Genomic DNA, 21,626 nt, shown 5'->3' on the forward strand with positions numbered 1-21,626 from the left:
ACATTTTTTTTATGATTGGGTTTATGCTTGTATGCTGCAGCGCTTTATATTTGCATCGCATTGCAAGTCATATATCAGCCTTTGTTGGTCCAACCGTTTATGGAAGGTTCTAACAAAGGCTGAGCCAATTAGTGGCTACCCCAGCTTTGCTTTTTTGCGGAGCAGCATTAGTGCAGCCGAAAAAATAATATACAAAAGCGCCAGGCCTATTAATAAGAATTTGGTAGCCGCCATAACTGTGGTGAGTACAGATGTAAAAGAAGTGGTTGTAATATGAATGGAAAAGCTCATCAGGATATTTTCTATTGCGTCAAAAACCATAGCCACCAAGCTTCCGAAAGCCAGCAGTACACCAGCTCTTTGTGCGCGGCCGGATTGGTAATGAACGGAAAAATATCCACATGTGGAGTAGAGAAAAAGTCCATAAAAGGGAATGAGCAGGAAATCCAGCAGCATATTCATCCGGAATGCTCCTCTCAGTGCATTTTTCCACGCCGTTGCAATGGCCTGCGTATGTGATGAGTGGTAGCTGAATTCCAGCGACAGGATACCTGAAGGAGATGATGGTGTAATCAATTGCTTTCCCTGTAATTGCAGCATCAGCAAAAAAAATATGGTTCCGGCAAAGAAAAAGCCAATGATTTTCCAGTTCGTCATTTGTATAGTGTGTGCAGATTAAGGCAACGAACCCCGTTTGTTCCTGTTTAAGCTTTATTCAAACTGTAGTAGAGGTCCCTTAACAATATTTTCCTCAAACTGAAATGAATAAATAAAGATAAGTCAAAAATCAATTTTGCTCCTTCGCCAATTTCTTTTTGTTGATAATTGATTTGAGACTCCTGAAAAAGCGGTAGTAAAATTCTTTGTTGAACAGCTGAGAATCATGCATGGCCTTATAGGTAAAAAATATGCCAACAGGCAACAATACCAGTGTAGATAGCCACATTCCAAAAAATGCTGAAGTAATGTCTTCCCTCACAAATTTTTCGCCAAACATATTGAGTAAGTGAAAAATAAGAAAAAATATTACTGCTATTACCAGCGGCATACCCATTCCTCCTTTGCGAATAATGGAGCCTAATGGGGCGCCTATTAAAAAAAGAACAACACATGCAAGAGACAATGAAAACTTCCTGTGCCATTCTATAAGATGAAAGCGCAGGTCTTTTTGTTTCATACGGGCTTCCTCAGCTATGATATCAAGGCTGTTTTTTTGGCTGCTTACCCTGTCAATAGCTCTTGTAATTATTGTTCTCCTCGCCGAATCGGGCAGCAATTGAGTGTATCCTCTTCCTTCAGGGGGTTCCAACGCAAGCACAACACTGCCTCTTTTTGGATTGTATTCAGGCTTTTTGGGCGCCAAAAGTTTATTTGCGCCGTTGGGTTGAATATCGGCAGTTGTTATCTTTTCAGCAACAGGATACTCTTTTTTTTGAGGAAGCAGTTCACGTCTCACAAAAGAATAATTAATGCCTACTTCCCGGTCTGTTTTTTTCTCAATATCTCTCCCCGAAGTTTTTTTAAGCGAATCAATGGTTTTATTCAGTTGCTTTACATTCAACATCCTGAAATTATCTTTAAAAAGACTGTCGGGCGTTTGCATCATTTTAAAAGAGCTCAGGTCAAAAACCTTTTTATAGTTTTTAAAGCTCAGTCTTATATAGTCTGTATTGATCGTGTATGATGGTCCTCTTTCTTCATTACGCCACCCGTTCTCTAAGTAAAACTCAAGGAATTTTTTATCGGCGCTGATGCTCATTTTACCATGCTCAGCAACAATAATATTATCCTGCAGGCTGTAATTTCTTTCAAAAATGATGATATTATGGATAGTAGTATTATCCTTGTCTTTCTTTCCAATTTTGATGGTGTAGCCTTCAAATTCCCTGAAAAAAACACCTTCTTTAAGGTTGAATGCAGGCTTTGCCACTGTTATATCATACAGTAAGGTTTGAAATTTTAACTGAGCAACGGGAATAATGTAGTTGGAGAATAAAAAGGCGACTATCGAAATCAGGAAAGAAATAATAAATAAAGGACGCATGAAACGCAGCAATGGTATACCGGCTGATTTTATGGCAACGGTTTCAAAGCTTTCTCCCAGTTTGCCAAAAGTCATTATGGAGGATATCAGCACAGCCAGGGGTAATGCCAGCGGAACTGCCGTGGCAGTAACGTAACTGGTTAAACGTACAATAGTAAAAAAATCGAGCCCTTTTCCAACCAGGTCGTCTATATATTTCCAGAAGAACTGAAGTACCAGGACAAACAGGGTGATAAAAAAAGTGACAATAAAAGGGCCGATAAAGGCTTTGATGATAAGCTTGTCTAATTTTTTAATCACGGTTTTACGCTTGCTGTTTTATACTGCGATAACTTTAGCTGATGGATAATGCAAAAATACAGTTTTCGGCAGATGAACTGCGTTTGGTTACAGACGAGCAGTTCATTTTAACAAAGAATCGCATTATTGAAAAAGTTTCCATTTTTTTTGGTTTGCTGCAGAACAGCTATCGTATTGCATCTGCAGATATTTTCTCTTCACTGGGCATTGTGCAGCAACCCAAAATTTCTCGTGGTGAAAATTATAACGGTCTGCCATATGTGATACTGGATTATCCAAAGCATTTCACAAAGGAAGATATTTTTGCTATACGTACTATGTTTTTATGGGGAAATGATTTTAGCATTACACTGCATCTTAAAGGGCGGTATAAAACACTTTTTGAAGAGCCGCTGATTAAAAATGTGTCATTGTTAAAACATCACGGATGGTATTTGCAGGTGTCTGGAAATGAATGGCAGCACCATTATGCACACGATACGCATCTCCCAGTTAATGATATTACAGTCCATAAAATGCCTTCTGTTATTACAGGCGCATGCTTTATAAAAATTGCATTCTACTTTTCTTTGCAGCAGTGGCGGGAAGCAGAACAATTGTTTTCGGACTGTTTTTTCAGTATAATAACCACACTGGATCTCAAAGCTTAAGCCCCAATGCGGTGAAATAACTCTTTTACCTGGTAATCCCAAAGGCGGCTTTGATCGGCAACTTCTTTTTTCTCAGCAAAATCCTTAATTACCAATATGGTTTGATTGGTGACTTCAGATTTTTCAATGCTAAATTCAAAATATTCTTCTTTGGGAGCATGCGACCAGTGAAAACGGATAAATTTATTTTCTTCCCCTTCCAGCACCTCAGCTTTATCTGTAGAGCCTTCCCATGTAAAACTGAATACCATATCCCTTTCATCAACCCTGTCGGCAAACCATTCCTGTAGCCCTGCAGGGGTTGAAAGAAATTCATATAATATAGAGGGGGAGCAGCGAACCGGATATTCTAGCGTATATAATTGTTTTTTACTCATTTTATCAGTCTGTTAGTCATAATGCATGATAGCCTGCAATAATATAAAATTAATAGAAGCATCAAAGGTTTTTACGGAATATTTTTCTTTAAACGGGTAACAAAACAGTCCCGGGCATTATTTTCATGAAAAAGGGTTGATCCTCAGGGAATAATATTTTTTTCTTATCCCTGCTATTTCCTTAAATTGCTAAAGAAGTGCAATTTCTTATGGTAGCCAGCGTTTTATAGATAAATCCGTATATATATGATTTCTATTAAACCTCTTAAATATTCCTGCGTATGAGTATGCGTCAACTCAAAATCACGAAGTCCATTACCAATCGTGAGTCTCAGAGTCTTGAAAAGTACCTGCAGGAGATCGGTAGGGTAGAACTGATTGGCCCTGAAGAAGAAGTTAAGCTGGCGGGGCTTATTAAGCAAGGCGATCAGAAAGCGCTGGACCGGCTTACCAAAGCCAATCTGCGTTTTGTGGTTTCTGTAGCCAAGCAATACCAGAACCAGGGCTTATCACTTCCGGATCTTATTAACGAAGGTAATTTGGGACTCATCAAAGCTGCACAGCGTTTCGATGAAACAAGAGGATTTAAATTTATATCATATGCGGTATGGTGGATCCGCCAGAGCATTTTACAGGCATTGGCCGAGCAATCACGTATTGTTCGTTTGCCGCTTAACAAGGTAGGGCTTACCAACCGGATCAATAAGGCTTTTCAGCAATTAGAGCAGGAATATGAACGGGAACCTTCTGCAGAAGAACTGGCAGATTTGCTGGATATAGATTCCGACGAAATTTCGGCCACACTTGGGGTAGCTGCAAGGCATGTAAGTATGGATACTCCATTGTCGGATGGGGAGGACAGTACCCTGGTTGATGTTATGGAGAATCCCAATGCCGACAGTGTTGACCTGAAAATAGTCCATCACGAATCATTGAAGAAGGAAATTGAAAGATCCCTGCACACCTTAACCGACCGTCAGCAGGATGTGATACGTTTCTTCTTCGGCATAGGCTTCGATAACCCCATGAGCCTTGAAGACATAGGTGAAAGGTTCAATCTGACACGTGAAAGGGTTCGCCAGATAAAAGATAAGGCAATCACCAAGCTCAGAACAACCTCCAGGTGTAAACTTTTAAAAACTTATTTGGGCACATAATTCTACTCATCGTTACTTTGCTTAACTTTGTAACGTTTTCAAGAGTGAACAATTTGATACTGTTCACTTTTTTTATGTGGAAAAAGCGAATGCATACTTGTAATTGAACCTGCATTAGCGCTTCTTTTAAGAATGATTAAATAAGCAATTGTATGTTTGAGTCATTGTCCGAACGGTTAGATTCAGCCTTTAAACAAATTAAAGGAGAGGGGAGAATTAATGAGTTGAATATCGCCAACACGGTAAAGGATATTCGCCGTGCACTGGTTGATGCTGATGTGAACTATAAGATAGCAAAAGAATTTACCGATACGGTAAAAACCAAAGCACTCGGGGAAAAAGTACTTACGGCAGTAAGTCCCGGTCAGTTAATGGTTAAAATTGTAAAGGACGAACTGGCAGAACTGATGGGCGGTTCTGAAAGTGAGTTTAATATTACCGGAAATCCTGCGGTTATTTTGATTGCAGGATTACAGGGAAGTGGTAAAACTACATTCAGCGGTAAGTTGGCCAATTATCTTAAGACAAAAAAAGGAAAGTCCCCGCTCCTGGTTGCTGCAGATATTTATCGCCCCGCAGCCATTGATCAGTTAAAAATATTAGGAGAGCAGATCAACGTTGAAGTATACAGTGAGCCCGAAAATAAAGATGCTGTAGCCATTGTACAAAATGCTGTAAAAGAGGCCAGGAGCAGGAATAAGAATGTCATTATCATAGATACTGCAGGGCGTTTGGCAGTAGATGAAATTATGATGCAGGAGGTAGAAAGTATAAAAAATGCTGTAAAACCCCAGGAGATTCTTTTTGTTGTAGATTCCATGACAGGACAGGATGCGGTAAATACGGCCAGGGTTTTTAATGAAAGACTTGATTTCAGCGGAGTAGTACTTACTAAATTAGATGGTGATACCCGCGGTGGCGCCGCCCTGTCAATAAAGTACACCGTTAAAAAGCCTATAAAATTCATCAGCAGCGGGGAAAAATTAGATACGCTGGATGTGTTTTACCCGGAAAGGATGGCGCAGCGGATTCTGGGAATGGGTGATATTACCACTTTGGTAGAAAAGGCCCAGGCGCAGTTTGATGAGGTGCAGGCAGCCAGGTTGCAGAAAAAAATGCGGAAGAACCAGTTTGACTTCCAGGATTTTTTGGACCAGTTGCAGCAGATAAAGAAAATGGGAAATATTAAGGATTTGATGGGGATGATACCCGGCATGGGAAAGGCCGTAAAGGATATTGATGTTAGCGATGATTCCTTTAAAGGCATAGAAGCGATGATCAATTCTATGACTCCTTTTGAAAGAGCCAACCCGGATGTAATAAACCCGGGCCGCAGGGCACGGATTGCCAAAGGAGCCGGAAAAGATCTTACAGAAGTAAGCCAGTTCATGAAGCAGTTTGAGCAAATGAAACAAATGATGAAAATGATGAATAAGATGCCGATGGGAAGAATGGGTTTGGGAAAACGTTGATTTTTTGTACTTTTAATTTTTGTAAATAGTTTGCAAGACTTATCTTCGCAAACCTTAAGAAAGAAACCATAATGCATCACCCATTTAAAATGTTTATTTTTTATGGCTGTTAAAATCAGACTACAACGTCACGGGAGCAAGAAGAGACCCTTCTATTTTATAGTGGTAGCCGATGCCCGTGCGCCAAGGGATGGAAAATTCATCCAAAAGATCGGCACCTACAATCCATTGGGGCAACCTACTGCTGTTCAGTTAGACAGGCAAAAAGCACTGGACTGGCTGCAAAAAGGAGCTCAGCCAACAGATACCGTCCGCCGCATTTTGTCTTACAAAGGAGTTTTGTATCTCAAACATTTGCTGCGTGGTGTAAGCCTAGGTTTATTTGATGAAGCAACTGCTATGGGCAAGTTCCAGAAATGGCACGAAGAACATGAAGGCAACATCAGAAAAAAACAGGAAGAAGCCGCTACAGCAAGAAGGCCAAGACGACCTGTTGCACCAAGGAGAACTGAACAAAAAGAAGAAGAAGGTAACTGATTATAAAGTTTTCTTCAACTGAATTAAATTGCCTTGCATCTATTGCAGGGCTTTTTTTATTGCAATTTTGCAGAAAAATTTGAATTCATGTAATGCCCGAATATTTTAAAATAGGAAAAGTTGTTTCGGCGTTTGGATTAGAGGGCGAGATGATCCTGTTGCACAGCCTGGGAAAAAAAACCTCGCTTAAAAGCATAGAAGCCATCTTCATTGAAGAACGAAAAACTTCTTTTTTGCCTTATTTTGTTCAATCCTCACGCATAAAAAGTGAAAAGGAAATATACCTTAAACTTGAAGATATTACTTCACGTGAAGCGGCTTTAAAAATTGTACAGAAAGAAATATGGATGGAGGAAAAGGATTTTAAAAAATTTGCTGCTAAATCGGCGCCTATTTCTTTACTGGGTTATCATTTAATACATAATAATGAAGATATTGGTGAAATAGATGAAATAATAGAACAACCCCACCAGGTGCTGTGTAAAATTATGTTTGGAGAAAAAGAAATACTAATACCCCTGCATGCGCAAACATTGCAACGGGTGGATAATAAAAACCGGAAAGTGTTTGTTGATCTTCCGGATGGATTACTTGAAATTTATAGAAACGGTTAATTCAAAGAGGTTTAAATTTCTCCTGTAACATACACTTCCTTCCAATAATTTAATGTACCAAGGATACCGTGTTGGCCTAATAGTTGCTATTATGCATAAAGCTGTTGTTGAATAGAAGGAGTAAAAATAAATCAATAGAATTTTCACAATATGAAACGCAAAAATAATCCGTCTGGTCTTGTTACCTTATTACTGGTTATAGTTGCTATAGTAGTTTTACATGCGCTGCGTGATGTTCAGAAAAGCGATGGGAGTAAAGCTCCGATTGAGGCTGCATTAACGGAAAAAGTTACCAAAAATTAAATCTGAACACAGCTTTTTTACAATTCCCGGTCCTTCATAAATAAAGCCTGTCCACACCTGCACTAAAGTTGCACCGGCCTGCATTTTTTCCATGGCATCGTTACCATTAAAAATGCCGCCGCTGGCAATAACAGGTATTGCTGCATTTGTTTGCTGGGTAATTTTTTGCACAATTTGCGTTGATCTTTGTTGTACCGGTTTCCCGCTTACTCCTCCCGCACCTATAGCCTCAATTGCGGATACAGCGGTATTTAATCCCTGCCTGCTAATGGTAGTATTTGTAGCTACTATACCATCCAATTGAATTTCTTCAGCGAGATCTATAACATCATTAATTTGCTCATCGCTTAAATCGGGTGCAATTTTCAGCAATATAGGTTTGGGATTTGGTTTTGTTTTATTAATGCTTTGCAGGTTTGACAAGATCTTCATGAGTGCGTCTTTTTCCTGCAATGCCCTTAAGCCCGGCGTATTGGGTGAGCTAACATTCACTACAAAATAATCAACAAAATCAAACAAAGCGGTAAAGCATATCCCGTAATCTTTCCATGCATCTTCATTAGGGGTTAATTTATTCTTTCCAATATTCCCTCCAACCAATAATGGTAACGTGTTTTTTGCGGAAGGCTGCCTGCTTTTCCATTTACGCAGTCTTTCAGCAATCACTGCCGCCCCATCATTATTAAACCCCATCCTGTTGATCAGGGCTTTGTCCTTGGGTAAACGAAACAGTCTTGGTTTATCGTTTCCTGCCTGTGCCTTTGGTGTAACCGTTCCTATTTCAACAAAACCAAATCCCAAACATTCCAGTTCTCTCAAATACCTTGCATTTTTATCAAAACCGGCCCCCAAACCTACCGGGTTGGAAAATATGAGTGACGAATGCCGGGTATGAAGAACGGTAACCAAACGGTCATCTTTTGGGGGAGTATAATATCCTTTGATAAAATCCCTTATCCATTTCACGCTGCATAAACCCTTTAATACGTTCATAGAAAAATAATGTACCCGCTCGGGCGGGAAAAGAAAAAGGATCTTGCGTAATAGTGTATACATAACCGGCGCGAAGTTAATAAAGGAAACGGAGCATAATAAACTTTCTGTCCTGACGGGAACGGAGAGGATGCGTATCGCTACCGTCAAAACCACACTTTTTGCTACCGTCAAAAGACGGTTTTTTTTATGTTTGTCGCCGTTGTTGCTGTTCGTGGGATGGGCAACTTGTGTCGGCATCACCAACAACAAGAGCCGATATTTGATTTGGTAGAGATATGAAAGAAGCGAAAGTTACATTAAAAGCAGAAATTTTAAAACAGCCTTTTTTTATTTTTATTGGCTATCCCGCTGGTGACAACACCAGGCGGGGGCGGTGTAAAGGGTGAAAGTGGAACCCCGTTTTGGCGAAAGAATGAGACATAGGAAAAGAGCGGGGGTTTCTTGTGCCATGTGCTCCATCTCGAATTAATAATCAAATTTTTATGGCAATAAAAGCAGGTATTAACCGGTTTACACAATAAAAGCGCCCGGTAAGATTTTGGTATCCATATCCGGAACATTTATCTTTGAACTACAAAGTTGCATAAACAACTAAACTCAAATACCATGCAGGATGCATATATAGTTGCAGGCTTTCGTACGGCTGTAGGAAAATCCAAACGCGGAGGATTTCGCTTTACCCGGCCCGATGACCTTGCTATAGAAGTGATCAAAAATGTGCTCGCTTCTGTACCCCAGCTGGAAGCTAAACGAATTGATGATGTAATTGTGGGAAATGCTGTTCCTGAAGCCGAGCAGGGATTACAGGTTGGCAGGATCATCGCTGCCCGCGCATTGGGTATTGAAGTGCCGGGAATGACGATAAACCGCTACTGCGCTTCTGGTTTGGAAGCCATTGCTATTGCAACAGCAAAAATCCGCACCGGCATGGCAGAGTGCATTGTTGCGGGCGGTACCGAAAGTATGAGTCTTGTGCCAACTGCGGGTTGGAAACCGGTTCCGGCTTATTCTATTGCCAAAGATGAACCTGATTATTACCTGAGTATGGGACTAACAGCGGAGGCTGTTGCCAAAGAATATAATGTGAACCGTGAAGACCAGGATGCATTTTCATATCGCTCTCACCAAAAGGCCATTAATGCCATTCGGAATGGGTATTTTAAAACCGGCATTTTACCGGTAACAGTTGAAGACGTATATGTGGATGATAAAGGAAAAAGACAAACCCGGAGCTATGTTATGGATACCGATGAAGGGCCCCGCAAGGATACTTCAGTTGAAGTGCTGTCAAAATTAAAACCGGTTTTTGCTGCCGGGGGAACAGTAACAGCGGGAAATTCTTCTCAAACCAGCGATGGCGCCGCTTTTGTAATTGTGATGGGTGAAAATATGGTGAAGGAGTTAGGACTTAAGCCATGGGCCCGATTGGTAGCTTGCGCTTCTGCAGGCGTGCATCCGCGGATTATGGGCGTAGGACCAATTGAGGCGGTACCGAAAGCATTGAAACAGGCGGGTATGTCATTGAATGATATTGACCTGGTTGAATTAAATGAGGCCTTTGCTTCCCAATCGCTTGCTGTAATCCGTACACTGGATATCAATCCGGAGATTGTAAATATAAATGGTGGCGCTATTGCTTTGGGACATCCCTTAGGCTGCACCGGCTGTAAACTTACCATACAAATTACGCACGATATGAAACGTTTGAATAAGAAATACGGTATTGTAACTGCCTGTGTGGGCGGAGGCCAGGGAATTGCGGGAATAATTGAAAATATAAGCTAAATAATAACTCCTCAAATAAAGATTAAGCGGATTTTGTTTTTACACCCGGGATATGTTTCCGGGTTTTATTATGTCTGTACCTGGTATAATCCTGTAAAATAATGGGACGTATCAACAGGTAAAACCGGTGGTAAAAGTAAAATAATACGCATTGAGATCCTTTTGAGCCTTGCAGCAATGTTGTAAAACTTATAATATGTTTATCTTATCTTTACCAGGGATGAAGGAACAGTAAAAGTAGCCGGTCAGTTTAACCGGATAAATTACTTTTAACGGGATGATACTCCAAACCAATATCTTTTACTCAGCATGAGAGGCTTCACCACAGCATTGTACGTATTGTTCTTTTGTTTTTTTTGCCAAACAGCCTCAGCCCAGGAAGATACCTCCTATTTAAAGGCATTATACGATCGCGTACTTGATTTTAACAGCATTAAAGCAGATTCTGTTCTGTTTTATGCGGATTATATTGATAGAGAAGCAAAAAAGCTGGACTTTAATAAAGGAGCTGTATTGTCGTTAAGGCTTAAAGGAATTTACCAGGAATTCAGGGAAGAGTACGATTCAGCAATAAATTATTATTACCAGGCACTCGAACAGGCAAGGGTGCTAAAAAAAAATGAGTACGAAGCTGCTGCTTTAAGCGATCTTGCCATGGCTTATAACAATATTGATCAGCCTCAAAAAGCAAGAGATTTTTTTAAGGAAGCATTCCAGGTATCCATACAGCGAAAGGAGGCCTCATCCATATTTACAAACAGTTCCAATCTCGGTTCCATTTATAATCGCCTTGGATATCCGGACAGTGCTTTATTTTATTTGGAGCAGGCAGAAAGCGTTGCCCAAAAATACAATCTTCACATTGATCTTCATTCTGTATACAACAACATAGGAAACGCATGGTTTCACAAAAAGCAATGGGATAAAGCCCTTCATTTTTTTAAGCTCAACTATTCAGCAAATATTGCCAATAACGACAGGGAGATGCTCTGGTACGACTGCCTGAATATAGGAGATGTATATATTGAAAAGAAAAATTTCGATTCGGCCCGTAAATACATTGATCTTTCTTTTGATATGGCAAAATCCCAGGGGTCCAAAAAGAAAGAAGCGGACGTTCATCTCCTGTATTCTAAATATTATTCTGTTCGTGGTGATTATAAGTCGGCCTACAAACATTTTACGGACTGGCATACGCTGGATACGGCCCTGGTTAACCAGCGTACGTTACACACTGTTGCTGAACTGCAGGAAAAATATAACCTGAAGCAAAAGGAGCAGCAAAACAAAATGCTGGGACTTGAAATCGCCAGGCAAAAACTCGAAAAGAGGAATATTCTTTTTATGGCATTGGGCATAGCGGCGTTGGCTGTTTCGGCCTTTATTAGTTTACTGCTTATAAGAAGAAAGAATAACCTGCTGAAAAAGCAAAATGAGTTGATACAAAAACAGAATGGTAAACTTGCCCGGCTTAATGCCGAAAAAAATTCTCTCATCAGCGTAGTCTCTCATGATTTGAACGGGCCTTTTACCAGCATAAAAATGTGGAGCCAGATATTATTATCGGATGTTTCTAATTTTACTGCAGACCAGAAAAAGGCACTCTACCGCATTCAGTCATCGGCAGATAATGGAGAGCTTTTAATACGAGATATTCTGTACATCGAAAAAGAGGAAATTAAACATCATACATTAAACCTGGAGCAGTTGGATGTGAATGCTTTTTTAGATGATATTGTAAATATGTACCAGCCACAGGCGCAGCAAAAAGAAATTAGTATACTATATACCGCGGGAAATGAGCCTGTAATACTGATCAGCGATCGTCATCTTATAAGCCGGATTTGTGAAAATTTGCTGAGCAACGCCATTAAGTTTACGCCCCGCGGCAAAAAGGTTTTGGTGAGCCTCCTGGATACAACAGATGAGATTCATATTAAAGTAGAAGATGAGGGCGTAGGAATAGCCAAAGAAGATATTCCATACCTCTTTTCCAAATACAGGAAAATCTCTTCCATGCCCACGGAGGGCGAATACTCCACCGGGCTGGGCCTGTCTATTGTTAAAAGGCTGGTGGAAGAGTTGAACGGGAAAATATTGTGCGAAAGCGAGCCCGGTAAAGGAAGCCTGTTTACTGTAATCCTTCAGAAATAAATGCAATCCTGAAAAAAGAAGCAATGCTTCTTAGACGGGTTCGGCAGGAGCCTCCTGTAGGGTGACCGGTTTTTTCCTTTCCCCGATTTGTTGCCTCCACATAGCATAGTATAATCCTTTTTCGTCTACCAGCGATTCGTGCGTGCCCTTTTCCACTATTTCTCCTTTTTCAAGTACATAAATCCTGTCGGCATGCATAATAGTAGAAAGACGATGGGCGATGAGTATGGTGATCTGGTTACGCTGGGAGGATACCTGCCTGATGGTGCCGGTAACTTCTTCTTCCGTAAGTGAATCCAACGCGGACGTAGCTTCATCAAAAATAAGCAGCCTTGGATGACGCAATAAAGCCCTGGCGATAGATAAACGTTGCTTTTCGCCCCCGGATAATTTTAATCCCCCTTCTCCTATCATTGTTTCTATTCCTTTTTCGGCCCTGCTCAGTAAATTGCTGCAGGAAGCTTTATTTAATGCATCTAAAAGGTCGTGCTCACTGGCAGCCGGATTTACAAATAACAGGTTCTCTTTAATAGTACCTGCAAACAATTGGGTGTCCTGTGTAACAAAACCAATCTGGTTACGCATGTCCTCATAATTAATGGAGCTTTCGTCAATGTCGTTGTATAATATTTTGCCTTCCTTTGGCCGGTAAAGTCCGACCAATAATTTCATGAGTGTAGATTTTCCCGCACCTGAGGGACCTACAAAGGCGATGGTTTCACCTCTTCGTACATTAAAGCTAATTTTGTCAATGGCATTTTGCTGGGCGGTCTGGTGTTTAAAAGCAACATTTCTGAATTCGAGTGTATTGATTTCGCCTAGGTGTAAAGGCGTATCCGGTTGTGGTTCCGGTTTTTTCTGCATTAATGTTCGAAAGTTAATGAGTGAGGCTTCCGCTTCGCGATACGAAAGGATAATATTTCCTATTTCCTGCAAAGGACCAAAAACAAAAAAAGAAAAGATCTGCATGGTTACCAATTGACCGGCATTCATTCTGTCTTTAAATATCAGCCAGAGCAGCATGAACAAGATTACCTGGCGCAATGTGTTTACAAATGTGCCCTGTATAAAACTGATGCTGCGTATGCGTTTTACTTTAGTGATCTCAAGTCCCAGTATTTTGTAGGTATTTGTATTTAAACGGCTTACTTCCTGGTGGGTAAGTCCAAGGCTCTTTACCAGTTCAATGTTGCGCAATGACTCTGTGGTAGCTCCCGCAAGAGAATTGGTTTGCGCAACGATGTTTTTTTGAATGGTTTTTACTTTTTTACTGAGGAGATTGGTAATGATGACCAACAAAAATATGCCACCAAAATAAATGGGAGGCAATGACCAGTGAATGCTAAAAGCAAATGCGCCTACGAAAGCGATGCCTATTATTACAGTAAAAAGCACATTTACGAAATACGACATGAATCTTTCCGTATCTGTTCTTACTTTTTGCAAAATGCTAAGCGTTTCCCCACTGCGCTGGTCCTCAAATTCCTGGTAGGGAAGCTTCATGGCGTGTTGCAAACCCTCTGTAAATACTTTTGCCCCGAATTTTTGGATAACAACATTCAAAAAATAGTCCTGGAAGTTCTTTGCTATGCGGCTGATCATGGCAACACCTATTGAAGCAAGCAGCAGCCACAGAACACTATTATAAGGTTTCGTAAAAAAATCAGACCATGCATAGCCCGTGGGATTTTTGGCATAGTCATTTGCCAGGTTCACTAAGTTGCCAAAAATGATTGGGTCAAATAAGGAAAAACCTATATTCATGGCAGCCAATACCAGCACCAGCAATACCAGCCATTTAAATGGTTTCAGGTAAGTGAAAAGAATTTTCATACTTAAAAGTAATAAGAGATTACGACCGGAAAAGACTTATTACATCAAATTATGTACAAATTTCATTTTTGTGACAGGATGGCTGGGAAATGTGAAAATGGGTTTAAAGAGGAAGTAGAACAAGTTCTACAAAATAAAAACCTCCACCCAAAAACAGGTGGAGGAATCTTTTTAATCGAGCCTACTAAGATTAGATGGGCTTCGCAGGATTGGACTTTGGTTCAACAGTAATAATCAATTCAATTCAATTTCGTTGTCCAAGGTTGTTGTTTCAGGTTTTGCAATATTGGATTCGATTCGGGGCGGTTTTTCAGGTCGTGGAAATTGGATTTTGATAAGATCTTTCGGTTTTAGGAACTGAACTTTTTTTCTTTGGATATAGGTTTTTGGTTTCCTCTATGGTATTGGGTTATTATTCAATATGGTTTAACAACAAAAAGAAAGTTGATTGATATTGGATTTTATTCTACCCTTTTCAAAGGATTTGGAATTCAATTTTTTTCAGGACGGTTTTCAGGACTTTTGGACGGTTGAGGCGTAGCTTCCTCATCAATCAACTTCAAAACAAAAATACTAACCAGTTATCCACCGTGCAAGAGCGCTTTTCCCCATTTTTTATGTTATGTTTTTACGGACTGGATACGTAAACCTGCTAAATATTTGTCGGGTATATACCATTCCCATTGCAGGTACAACTACTAAGCGGCAGTTAAAAAAGGAAAATATAAACTTATGAAATGGGCTGTTACACAGCGTTTGAGCGTAATTGATAAGGAATCATACCAAAGCTCAAAATTAGCCCCTGGTAAGAGATTGTATTATATCGTATTTAGTTATAATGTGTAAATCTCCTGTCTCATCCCTGCTTAATATGGCTCCATTGTCTTTATTGATCAGTTTGCCCAATCTTTCAACAGGTGTATCATACGACACAATAGGATAGGGCGGCTCCATCACTTTGCTTATTTCCTGGTTTTTAATATCGGGCGAAGCAAACATTTTACTGAATAAGCCACTTTCCGATACAGAGCCTTCAAGGGATCCGTCTTTCATTACCGGTATGTTTTCAATATCATATTTTTTCATCAGTTCAAATCCTTCTGCCACGGTTTGGTTAGGCTTAACCGTTACAATAGGCTGATTGCCTTTTCCGATTATAATATCTTTAAAGGTTTTAATTTCAAGAAATCCCCTTTCCAGCATCCATTGATCATTATAAACCTTGCCCACATAACGACTGCCATGGTCGTGAAATATGCACACTACCAGGTCGTCTTTTTTTAAAAGATGCTTTAACTGTAATAAGCCCTGCAGGCAGCTACCTGCACTATAACCACAAAAAAGACCTTCTTCTTTGGCCAGCCGTCTGGCCATTAAGGCTCCGTCTTTATCTGTAACCTGCTCAAAATGATCAATTACCCGCATGTCGAAATTTTCAGGAACAAAATCTTCACCAAAACCTTCTGATATGTAAGGGTGTACTTCTGTCATATCAATTTTTCCGGTGCGGAAATATTTTGTAAGCAGGGATCCATATGCATCAATTGCCCAGATCTTAACTGCCGGATTTTTCTCTTTCAGGTACATCGCTGTTCCTGTAACCGTTCCTCCCGTACCGGCCGTACTAACTAAGTGTGTAATCTTGCCGTCTGTTTGTTCCCATATTTCCGGGCCCGTAGTTTCATAATGCGCTATGCGATTGGCAGGATTATCGTATTGATTGCACAAAAAGGAGTCGGGAATTTCCTTCGCTAATCTTTTGGCAACAGAATAATAGCTTTTAGGGTCATCCGGTTCAACATTAGTAGGACAAACAATTACTTCGGCTCCTACGGCTTTCAGTATATCAAACTTTTCTTTGGATTGTTTATCGGTAGAAGTGAAAATGCATTTGTATCCTTTTACACTGGCCACCAAGGCAAGCCCCATACCAGTATTGCCCGAGGTACATTCAATGATGGTGCCGCCGGGTTTTAGTTTGCCTTCCTTTTCCGCCACCTCAATCATCTTCAGCGCCATCCGGTCTTTTATAGAGTTACCGGGATTAAAATAATCCACTTTTGCAGCTACCATACAGGGTAGCCCTTTGGTTATTTTATTTAATCTTATCAAGGGCGTATTACCAATGGTTTCGAGTATATCGTTTTTAATAGTCATGCTATAATTTTCTGTTGCAGTAAAGATACAATTTCAAAGGCTTTGTGTCCTTTATTATGAACAGGCACTTTATGTCTTTAAAAGCAAGTGTTAAACAAACAAAAGGCGGGAAAACTGTTTTTGCAGTAAATGATGATATGTATTCCATTACGGGCAATATAGCTATAGCGTCAGACAAAGGAACAATGAATGGAAAGATAGTTGAACCATTGATCAGTAAAATGAGTTGCGGAGATATTACTGAAGGAAACATTGAATTTAAGATAGATACTACTACGCCGGTATTGGATTTTGGAAATGGCGAATGCGATAAAAAAGGAACGGTGCAAATAGGCGCCTCCAGCTTTCCTGTTGATTTTCCTTTTTAAATTTACTGTTCATTCAATTCCTCCAGCGCTTTTATAACCATCGGATCCTTTGCATTGTTTACTTCATAAAATCCTTCATTCCGCCACTGCTGCCGCGCAAACAGGCTTTTCAGTCTGCGTATTATAAATTGCGTATCTGCTGCAGGCATGGTATTTATTTTAATACTGTCGTGTAATGCAAATGCGGCAAATGCATTCCAAACCTGTCCGCCGTGGCGGATATCAAATCCTTTTTCGAAATCAGCAGGATTTGCAAATAATTTAAAATGATCAATATGATCTACATAATACCGGTATACAAAATTTCCAATAGTGTTTTTTGTATACAATTGAGCTACTTTATTACTAATGCCCGTTGTATCCATAGCAACAAAAACATCCGGCGTTATACCGCCGCCACCATATACCAATTTGCCCTTTGGTGTATGATACGGCTCACCCGTAGCCATTTTATTGCTGTCGGCATTGATCAATGCACCATTATGATAACGATCGTATAATTCTTCATTATAACTTTCAATGCCTTTATCGTATGGCTTTTGTATAGAACGCCCCAGCGGGGTATAATAACGGGCAATGGTTAACCGTAAAGCAGAACCATCATTCAGGTTATATTGCTCCTGCACCAGCCCCTTTCCAAAGCTTCTTCTGCCAATTACCTCGGCTCTGTCCCAATCCTGTAGAGCGCCGGTAAGCACTTCACTGGCAGAAGCAGATCCTTCATCTATCAGCACTATTAATTTTCCTTTTTCAAAGATTCCTTCCCGTCTTGCCCTGAATTCCTGCTTTTTTACGTGGTCTCCCTGTGTGTAAACGATGAGCTTATTGCCATCTAAGAACTCATCGGCAATCTCTACAGACTCCTGCAAAATACCGCCACCGTTGCCCCGCAGGTCGAGTATTAATTTCTCTACGCCATTTTCTTTTAACTTTTGCATGGCTTCCATAAATTCCTCGTAAGTGGTTTCAGAAAATTTGTTGAGGCGGATATAACCCGTTGCCGGGGCAATCATATAACCTGCGTCTAACGAGTAGAGCGGAATAATACCCCTGGTAATCGTAAACTGCTTTATCTCCCTGCCACGAAGAAGGGTAACCTGCACTTTTGAGCCATGTAAACCCCTGAGCAATTGTTTTACTTCATCGGAATCGGTGTTGTTGCCTGCTACAGTTGAATCGCCTATTTTTAAAAACTTGTCGCCGGGATGTAAACCGGCATCTTCCGAAGGACTGCCTTTAAGCACGCTCAGTACGTGAATGGTATCATTAAAAATATTGAACTCAATGCCAATGCCTTCAAATTTGCCCGCAAGATCTTCATTTACCTGTTGTAAATCGCTCGATGGAATAAAGATGGAATGAGGATCCAGGTGGCTCAGCATTTCTTCAATTGCGGCATCGGCAAGCGTGTCGGTTTGTATAGGATCAACATATCTTTTCGAGATAAGATCAAGCACTTCCTGAACTGTTCCTTTTCGCTCGGCAGAAAAAAAACGGGCTGTAACCGGCATTTTTTCTTTCATCTTATATCCCAGAAACATTCCGCCAATCATTACTATGGAAAAGATCAGCGGCAGCCAGAGCTTTAATTTATTATTAACCATCAGTCTGTATTTGTATATTATCTTTGAGAGCACGAATTTCACGAAATAAGTTCAATTAAAGATGTCATCTGTAAAATTGATAGCCGATAGCGGGGCAACTAAGGCCGAATGGTGTTTATTGCAGGGCAAAAAGAAAAAGAGCATTTTTACCCAGGGGATCAGCCCCTATTTTTTTGATACCGCTCAAATAACGAACATACTGGAAAAGGAATTGCTTCCTTCCCTTAAGGGTATAAAAGTAGATGAAGTTTACTATTATGGAACAGGATGCATAAACCCCAACAATAACCAGATCGTAAAGCGATCCATAAAAAATATTTTTAAAGAATTAACTAAGGTTGAAGTTACACATGATGTGATGGCGGCAGCCAGGGCGTTATATGCCGACGATAAAGGTGTAGCCTGTATTCTGGGAACCGGATCCAGTTCCTGCTATTACAACGGGAAAAAAATAGTGATCAATAAACCCGGATTGGGTTATGTGCTGGGTGATGAAGGCAGCGGGGCCTATCTCGGTAAAAAGGTATTGCAATATTATTTATATAATACTTTCGATGAGGAACTGACGGGACGTTTTAATATCAAATACAATATAGGCACTACAGACATCCTGGAAAGTGTATACAAAAAGCCGCTGGCCAACCGTTACCTGGCATCTTTTACTCCTTTTTTATCTGAAAATCGCGGGCATTATATGATTGAAAATATAATAGAGGATGCGCTAAATGATTTCTTCTTTCATCATATTTGTAAATTCAGGGAAAGCTGGACTTTACCTGTCAGTTTTGTTGGCGGAGTGTCGTATTATTTTCAGGATGTGCTGAAAGAACTTTGCCGGTCGTACGAATTTACAATGGGGAAAATATTAAAAAACCCGATGGAAGGACTTGCTGTGTATCATCAGTAACCTTAGATGTAATGAAATGTTATATTTATCACTATACATCCATTGTAATTAATATAGCTTATGGCATCTTTTATAAAGATCACGGAACAACCTTCTGCTTACCGCCACCTCGAAAAAATGCCTGTTGCCGAAATTCTTACCCATATCAATGATGAAGATAAAACAGTTCCCTATGCTATAGAAAAAATGATTCCGCAAATTGAAAGATTAGTGGTAGTTGCTGTAGACAAAATGCTGGCGGGCGGCAGGTTGTTTTACATTGGCGCCGGAACCAGCGGGAGATTGGCTATAGTAGATGCCAGCGAATGTCCGCCTACATATGGCGTATCGCCCAACCTGGTTATTGGCATAATTGCAGGCGGAAAAAAAGCGATGACACAGCCCGTTGAATTTGCAGAGGATAGCCTTACCCAGGGATGGGACGATTTGCAAAAACACCATGTAAATAATAAAGATGTGGTAATAGGCATAGCGGCAAGTGGTACCACGCCTTATGTAATAGCCGCATTAAAAAACTGCCGCGAAAATGGAATTATAACAGGTTGTATAACCAACAATCCCGGATCACCCTTAACAAAGCAAGCCGATTATCCTATTGAACTGGCTGTAGGCCCCGAATTTGTAACAGGCAGCACACGCATGAAAAGTGGCACTTCCCAAAAGCTGGTGCTCAATATGATCTCCACTGCTATTATGATTCAATTGGGCAGGGTAGAAGATAATAAAATGGTGAACATGCAGTTGAGCAACCAAAAGTTATTGGACAGAGGCGCTAAAATGCTGATGGAAAAATTACCGGGTACGGATTATACCAAAGCCAAAGCCCTGCTGGTAAAATATGGGAGTGTAAAGAAAGCCATGGAATCGGCAGGTGGGTAAAAGCACTAAGAACCGAATCGCAAAAAACAAATTATATACAGATGATTCGTGCCACGGCGGACATGCTACCAATGACAAATAAAGTTAAATCCGAAGCCTGAATTTCGAAATCCGACGCCCATACAACCATAAACGATAAATCCAATATTGAAACTAATTTTTCCCTGCAACCTGTGTAGTACTCACCACTCAGCATTCAGGTATTCATCCTGTTGTTAGTAGTTAATCACCTGAAAGCCGAATGCTGAAAGCTGACTACTGATAGCTGATTGCCATAAATCATAAACCTGTACGTTATGTTTGAACAAAAAAAGAATATCTGCGCCATTGGACTATGCCTGTTATGCCTGGTTTCCCTTCACGCCGTATCACAAACAGCAGGCAACGATGTTAGGTTCAAAAAATATCATTTGTGGGATGAATTTTATACAGAAGCCGCTACCGTAGCTGATGTTAATAAGGATGGCAGAATGGATATCATAGCCGGCGCCAGGTGGTTTGAAGCACCGGACTGGAAGGCGCATGATATATGGAAGCACAAAAAATTTGATTACACCAAAGGGTACAGCGATTCCTTCCTCAATTTTGCCATTGATGTAAATGAAGATGGGTGGATGGATTTGATTTGTTTCGATTTCCCGGGTAAAGAAGTGTATTGGTTCGAAAATCCAAAAGGTGCTGATATGCTTTGGAAAAGATACCTGATTGATTCCATCGCTTCCAACGAATCGCCAATGGCGGTTGATATTAATAATGACGGCAAAACGGATTTGGTATTTGGGAATGAAAAGCTTGGACAAATGGCCTGGTTCAGCACGGTGGTAAAAAACAATAAAGTGAGCTGGCAACGGCATCCCATAAGCGAAGCAAATGCCAAAGGTGTTGGCATGTTTTCGCACGGATTGGGTTGGGGAGATATTAACGGCGATGGTATTAAAGACGTGATGATCCGCGGCGGCTGGTGGGAAGCGCCCCAAGACACGAAAACCTTTCCCTGGATATTTCATGAGGCTGATTTGGGAGCATCATGCGCGCAAATGATCACTTATGATTTTGATGGCGATGGCGATAATGATGTGCTTACCAGCTCTGCGCATGATTATGGCGTATGGTGGCATGAACAGATACGTGATGGTAAAGGGCAGATCGCTTTTAAAACGCATGCCATTGACACCACTTTTTCTGAAGGCCATAGCATCGTATTGCAGGATGTTAACGGCGATGGCCTGCCGGATTTTATCACCGGTAAACGATTTTTCTCTCACCAGGGCAAGGGACCCGGCGGACTGGAACCTGCGGTATTGTATTGGTTTGAATTATTGAAAGATGGAAAGAACAGGCCCGTGTGGGCACGTCATCTCATTGATAACAATTCGGGAGTGGGCATACAGTTCATTACGGAAGATATGAATAAGGATGGTAAGCCGGATATTGTTATCGGTAATAAAAATGGTGTGTATTATTTTGAGCAGGAATAGAAGGGAAATGG

General features: G+C 40.6%; 19 protein-coding genes. 12 read left to right on the forward strand and 7 right to left on the reverse strand.

Going from position 1 to position 21,626, the window contains the following annotated elements:
• Nucleotides 1-135: 135 nt before the first annotated feature.
• Nucleotides 136-657 (reverse strand): hypothetical protein, encoded by a 522-nt coding sequence (locus FRX45_RS11815; protein ID WP_152268639.1) that lies wholly within the window; start codon nucleotides 655-657, stop codon nucleotides 136-138.
• Between the two features lie 130 nt (nucleotides 658-787).
• Complete coding sequence (locus FRX45_RS11820; RefSeq protein ID WP_152268640.1) at nucleotides 788-2,344, reverse strand: LptF/LptG family permease; 1,557 nt, start codon at nucleotides 2,342-2,344, stop codon at nucleotides 788-790.
• Between the two features lie 41 nt (nucleotides 2,345-2,385).
• Between FRX45_RS11820 and FRX45_RS11825 the strand changes: the two genes are divergently transcribed.
• The gene (locus tag FRX45_RS11825; RefSeq protein ID WP_152268641.1) at nucleotides 2,386-2,994 is read left to right on the forward strand and encodes a hypothetical protein; all 609 of its coding nucleotides are present in this window, start codon (nucleotides 2,386-2,388) and stop codon (nucleotides 2,992-2,994) included.
• Here the strand turns inward: FRX45_RS11825 and FRX45_RS11830 are convergent.
• Nucleotides 2,991-3,371 carry an START-like domain-containing protein gene (locus FRX45_RS11830; protein ID WP_152268642.1) on the reverse strand — a complete coding sequence of 127 codons (381 nt, stop codon included), beginning with the start codon at nucleotides 3,369-3,371 and terminating at the stop codon, nucleotides 2,991-2,993. The genes FRX45_RS11825 and FRX45_RS11830 overlap by 4 nt on opposite strands.
• A 281-nt stretch (nucleotides 3,372-3,652) precedes the next feature.
• Between FRX45_RS11830 and FRX45_RS11835 the strand changes: the two genes are divergently transcribed.
• The 5 genes from FRX45_RS11835 (at nucleotide 3,653) to FRX45_RS23295 (ending at nucleotide 7,454) form a co-directional block, all read left to right on the forward strand.
• Nucleotides 3,653-4,528, forward strand: coding sequence for a sigma-70 family RNA polymerase sigma factor (locus FRX45_RS11835; RefSeq protein WP_226805298.1), 876 nt, complete (start codon nucleotides 3,653-3,655; stop codon nucleotides 4,526-4,528).
• Between the two features lie 152 nt (nucleotides 4,529-4,680).
• Nucleotides 4,681-6,000: a signal recognition particle protein gene (ffh, locus tag FRX45_RS11840; protein ID WP_152268643.1), complete on the forward strand. Its 1,320-nt coding sequence runs from the start codon at nucleotides 4,681-4,683 to the stop codon at nucleotides 5,998-6,000.
• A gap of 102 nt (nucleotides 6,001-6,102) precedes the next feature.
• Entirely contained in the window at nucleotides 6,103-6,537 is a 435-nt protein-coding gene (gene rpsP, locus FRX45_RS23840) for a 30S ribosomal protein S16 (protein ID WP_152268644.1), read from the forward strand.
• 92 nt (nucleotides 6,538-6,629) lie between these two features.
• Nucleotides 6,630-7,151, forward strand: a complete 522-nt coding sequence (rimM, locus tag FRX45_RS11850; protein WP_152268645.1) for a ribosome maturation factor RimM — start codon at nucleotides 6,630-6,632, stop codon at nucleotides 7,149-7,151.
• A 150-nt stretch (nucleotides 7,152-7,301) separates the two neighbouring features.
• Nucleotides 7,302-7,454, forward strand: coding sequence for a hypothetical protein (locus FRX45_RS23295; RefSeq protein WP_193311676.1), 153 nt, complete (start codon nucleotides 7,302-7,304; stop codon nucleotides 7,452-7,454).
• Here FRX45_RS23295 and FRX45_RS11855 read toward each other — a convergent pair.
• A complete protein-coding gene (locus tag FRX45_RS11855) occupies nucleotides 7,428-8,510 on the reverse strand; it encodes a quinone-dependent dihydroorotate dehydrogenase (protein ID WP_152268646.1) in 1,083 nt (360 codons plus the stop codon). The genes FRX45_RS23295 and FRX45_RS11855 overlap by 27 nt on opposite strands.
• Nucleotides 8,511-9,056: 546 nt before the next feature.
• Here FRX45_RS11855 and FRX45_RS11860 point away from each other — a divergent pair.
• Together FRX45_RS11860 and FRX45_RS11865 are read left to right on the forward strand one after the other, a co-directional pair.
• Nucleotides 9,057-10,235, forward strand: coding sequence for an acetyl-CoA C-acyltransferase (locus FRX45_RS11860; RefSeq protein WP_152268647.1), 1,179 nt, complete (start codon nucleotides 9,057-9,059; stop codon nucleotides 10,233-10,235).
• 309 nt (nucleotides 10,236-10,544) lie between these two features.
• Entirely contained in the window at nucleotides 10,545-12,389 is a 1,845-nt protein-coding gene (locus FRX45_RS11865) for an ATP-binding protein (protein WP_152268648.1), read from the forward strand.
• Between the two features lie 30 nt (nucleotides 12,390-12,419).
• Here FRX45_RS11865 and FRX45_RS11870 read toward each other — a convergent pair whose 3' ends face one another.
• Nucleotides 12,420-14,222 (reverse strand): ABC transporter ATP-binding protein, encoded by a 1,803-nt coding sequence (locus FRX45_RS11870; RefSeq protein WP_152268649.1) that lies wholly within the window; start codon nucleotides 14,220-14,222, stop codon nucleotides 12,420-12,422.
• Nucleotides 14,223-15,017: 795 nt separating this feature from the next.
• Nucleotides 15,018-16,379: a pyridoxal-phosphate dependent enzyme gene (locus tag FRX45_RS11875; protein WP_152268650.1), complete on the reverse strand. Its 1,362-nt coding sequence runs from the start codon at nucleotides 16,377-16,379 to the stop codon at nucleotides 15,018-15,020.
• A 71-nt stretch (nucleotides 16,380-16,450) separates the two neighbouring features.
• Between FRX45_RS11875 and FRX45_RS11880 the strand changes: the two genes are divergently transcribed.
• Nucleotides 16,451-16,747: a hypothetical protein gene (locus tag FRX45_RS11880; protein ID WP_152268651.1), complete on the forward strand. Its 297-nt coding sequence runs from the start codon at nucleotides 16,451-16,453 to the stop codon at nucleotides 16,745-16,747.
• 2 nt (nucleotides 16,748-16,749) lie between these two features.
• On the opposite strand, the gene FRX45_RS11885 is transcribed toward FRX45_RS11880, so the two are convergent.
• Entirely contained in the window at nucleotides 16,750-18,351 is a 1,602-nt protein-coding gene (locus FRX45_RS11885) for a S41 family peptidase (protein WP_152268652.1), read from the reverse strand.
• A 61-nt stretch (nucleotides 18,352-18,412) separates the two neighbouring features.
• On the opposite strand from FRX45_RS11885, the gene FRX45_RS11890 reads away from it, so the two are divergent.
• From FRX45_RS11890 to FRX45_RS23710, 3 genes are all read left to right on the forward strand, one after another.
• Nucleotides 18,413-19,258, forward strand: coding sequence for an N-acetylglucosamine kinase (locus FRX45_RS11890; RefSeq protein ID WP_152268653.1), 846 nt, complete (start codon nucleotides 18,413-18,415; stop codon nucleotides 19,256-19,258).
• Nucleotides 19,259-19,318: 60 nt separating this feature from the next.
• On the forward strand, nucleotides 19,319-20,137 hold the full coding sequence (murQ, locus tag FRX45_RS11895) for an N-acetylmuramic acid 6-phosphate etherase (RefSeq protein WP_152268654.1): 819 nt from the start codon (nucleotides 19,319-19,321) through the stop codon (nucleotides 20,135-20,137).
• 296 nt (nucleotides 20,138-20,433) lie between these two features.
• A complete protein-coding gene (locus FRX45_RS23710; protein WP_152268655.1) occupies nucleotides 20,434-21,615 on the forward strand; it encodes an FG-GAP repeat domain-containing protein in 1,182 nt (393 codons plus the stop codon).
• Nucleotides 21,616-21,626: the final 11 nt, after the last annotated feature.

The organism is Agriterribacter humi (assembly GCF_009192765.1).
GTDB classification, from domain to species: Bacteria; Bacteroidota; Bacteroidia; order Chitinophagales; family Chitinophagaceae; genus Agriterribacter; species Agriterribacter humi.

Bases quoted from the DNA above. Each gene is read 5' to 3' on its own strand.
- rpsP (WP_152268644.1), top strand. From the start codon at position 6,103: ATGGCTGTTAAAATCAGACTACAACGTCACGGGAGCAAGAAGAGACCC.
- FRX45_RS11825 (WP_152268641.1), top strand. From the start codon at position 2,386: ATGGATAATGCAAAAATACAGTTTTCGGCAGATGAACTGCGTTTGGTT.
- FRX45_RS11815 (WP_152268639.1), bottom strand. From the start codon at position 657: ATGACGAACTGGAAAATCATTGGCTTTTTCTTTGCCGGAACCATATTT.
- murQ (WP_152268654.1), top strand. From the start codon at position 19,319: ATGGCATCTTTTATAAAGATCACGGAACAACCTTCTGCTTACCGCCAC.
- FRX45_RS11890 (WP_152268653.1), top strand. From the start codon at position 18,413: ATGTCATCTGTAAAATTGATAGCCGATAGCGGGGCAACTAAGGCCGAA.
- FRX45_RS11835 (WP_226805298.1), top strand. From the start codon at position 3,653: ATGAGTATGCGTCAACTCAAAATCACGAAGTCCATTACCAATCGTGAG.
- FRX45_RS11830 (WP_152268642.1), bottom strand. From the start codon at position 3,371: ATGAGTAAAAAACAATTATATACGCTAGAATATCCGGTTCGCTGCTCC.
- FRX45_RS11875 (WP_152268650.1), bottom strand. From the start codon at position 16,379: ATGACTATTAAAAACGATATACTCGAAACCATTGGTAATACGCCCTTG.
- FRX45_RS23295 (WP_193311676.1), top strand. From the start codon at position 7,302: ATGAAACGCAAAAATAATCCGTCTGGTCTTGTTACCTTATTACTGGTT.
- rimM (WP_152268645.1), top strand. From the start codon at position 6,630: ATGCCCGAATATTTTAAAATAGGAAAAGTTGTTTCGGCGTTTGGATTA.
- FRX45_RS11880 (WP_152268651.1), top strand. From the start codon at position 16,451: ATGTCTTTAAAAGCAAGTGTTAAACAAACAAAAGGCGGGAAAACTGTT.
- FRX45_RS11885 (WP_152268652.1), bottom strand. From the start codon at position 18,351: ATGGTTAATAATAAATTAAAGCTCTGGCTGCCGCTGATCTTTTCCATA.
- FRX45_RS11860 (WP_152268647.1), top strand. From the start codon at position 9,057: ATGCAGGATGCATATATAGTTGCAGGCTTTCGTACGGCTGTAGGAAAA.
- ffh (WP_152268643.1), top strand. From the start codon at position 4,681: ATGTTTGAGTCATTGTCCGAACGGTTAGATTCAGCCTTTAAACAAATT.
- FRX45_RS11870 (WP_152268649.1), bottom strand. From the start codon at position 14,222: ATGAAAATTCTTTTCACTTACCTGAAACCATTTAAATGGCTGGTATTG.
- FRX45_RS11865 (WP_152268648.1), top strand. From the start codon at position 10,545: ATGAGAGGCTTCACCACAGCATTGTACGTATTGTTCTTTTGTTTTTTT.
- FRX45_RS11855 (WP_152268646.1), bottom strand. From the start codon at position 8,510: ATGTATACACTATTACGCAAGATCCTTTTTCTTTTCCCGCCCGAGCGG.
- FRX45_RS23710 (WP_152268655.1), top strand. From the start codon at position 20,434: ATGTTTGAACAAAAAAAGAATATCTGCGCCATTGGACTATGCCTGTTA.